Annotated in this window: 1 protein-coding gene; it reads right to left on the bottom strand. The window is 37.6% G+C overall.

The features are described from left to right. Positions 1–72: 72 nt before the first annotated feature. Positions 73–1980, bottom strand: a complete 1908-nt coding sequence (locus LC115_01070; protein ID MCZ2355272.1) for a S9 family peptidase — start codon at positions 1978–1980, stop codon at positions 73–75. Between the last annotated feature and the right edge of the window lie 46 nt (positions 1981–2026).

The following is a 2026-nucleotide window of genomic DNA, read 5'->3' as shown; positions in this document are numbered from 1 at the left end:
GTTCAACTTTGCACTATTGCTCAATCGAAGCCGTTCACCCGCTCTCTTGCCAATTTGTTTGTTGTGCGTAGTTTACTTTTTAGTTTTCAGGTGTTTGTCTAGAAATTTCTCCATAGCATTGTAGAAATCATATTGATTGTCTTGGTTATAGAAGCCGTGTCCTTCATCATTTTTTACCATATATTCTATGTCAATTCCACGCTTTTTGAGAGCTTCTACCATTTGGTCGCTTTCGGCTTTATTCACTCTTGGATCGTTCGCTCCTTGTGCGATGAACAAAGGAGTTTTAATTTTGTCTGCGTGTAATGCAGGAGATATCTCTGCAAGCAATAAACTATCTTTTTTAGGGTCTCCAACCATTTCGTGAAACTGTTCTAAATAGGGTTTCCAATAAGGCGGAATTGTGTTTAGTAAAGTAAATAAATTGCTCACGCCTACATAATCAATCGCTGCCACATATAAATCGGGGGTAAACGTAATACCTGCAAGTGTGGCGTAACCACCATAACTAGCACCATAAATAGCAACTCGGTCTTTATCGGCAATGCCTTCTTTTATCAACCATTCTACCCCGTCTGTAATGTCGTTTTGCATAGTTTTACCCCATTGTTTGAAACTCGCTTCCCAAAATTTCCTACCGTAGCCTGTGCTTCCTCTAAAATTCATTTGCAAAACTGCATAACCACGATTGGCTAAAAACTGCACTTCATTATTGAAACCCCAACTATCTCTATACCAAGGTCCACCGTGCGGATTGATGACAACAGGCAAGTTTTTGGCTTCTATACCAAGCGGAAGTGTCAAATAGCCGTGAATGGTCAAGCCGTCTCTTGATTTATAGGTAATCGGTTTTACGTGGCTCATTTGTTTTTCGTAAATCCACGGATATGGATTGGCTGCATCTACGGTTTCCTTAGTTTTGAAATCATAGATATAATATTTGCCTGGCATTCTGTCATTTCCCGCCCAAACTATCGCTTTGGTTCGGGCATTATTATAGCTCACAATAATTGTTTCATAACCGCTAAATTTTTTATCTAAATCATCTTGTAGGTCGCCCCATTCTTTATCAAAAAAATATTTTTTAGGTTTTTCTGCTTCCCAATAAACGGCTGTCAATGCTTGCTTTTTTCTATCATAGGTGATAGAACTTAAATCGTAATTTTTGTCAGCATACAATTCCCTTACTTCCTTTTTTGTCTTAGGGTCATATTCTACCAATGTACTTTTATCTCTGCCGATATTGCTAAGAGCATAAATGTTTTTATTGCCTTTGTCAAATGATGCAGGTGTAAAAATGTCCTTAAATGAGGTAGTCAGTATTGGCGAAAAAGATTCTTTATCCGAATTGCGAAAATGCCAAGTAATGTTTACTCCATCTGTTTTGGATGCCAAACGAATAGTGCCGTTGTTATCCGTAACCCAACTATCATAGTTTTCTACATTATTATACAATAGCGTCAATTCCCCGGTTTCTATATTCAATAGATAGGGGTCAAAGTATTCTTTCACCCGTTTGTTGATTTGTATAATCAATTCTTTTTCCTTTCCTTCAATGTCATTCAAGGCATCTATAATATCACTTTTTACGCCAACGAATGGAGTTAACGCTTTCAAGTCTGTTCCGTCTGCTTTTACTGAAAACAGCTGAAAATTTTCGTCTCCGCCAATGTCTTGAGCATATACAATTCGGTCGCCTTTCCAAAAGTAGCTTGAAATGCTTCGCAAGGTGTCATTTGTAACACGAACAGCCGTGCTATCGCTCACGTTTTGTACAAAAATGTTGGATTTGCCTTTATAATCTGCACGGTAACTGAAATAGTTTCCGTCAGGCGAAATTCTGAATGTATTTTTTTCTCCGTTTTTGAAAAATGTTTCCATTGGAAGCAAAGGAGCAGGTGTTTCTTTCTCTTGCTGTTTACAGGAGCTTAATAGTGCTGACATAGAAATTAATACGGTCAAAATGAAATATCTTAGCATATCTTTTAATTTTATGGTGTTTTGGTTCTTTAAATTACGCACAACG

The sequence above is a fragment of the Bacteroidia bacterium genome (assembly GCA_026932145.1).
In the GTDB taxonomy this organism is placed as follows: Bacteria; Bacteroidota; Bacteroidia; order J057; family JAIXKT01; genus JAIXKT01.
This window is presented reverse-complemented; position numbering and strand designations above follow the sequence as displayed.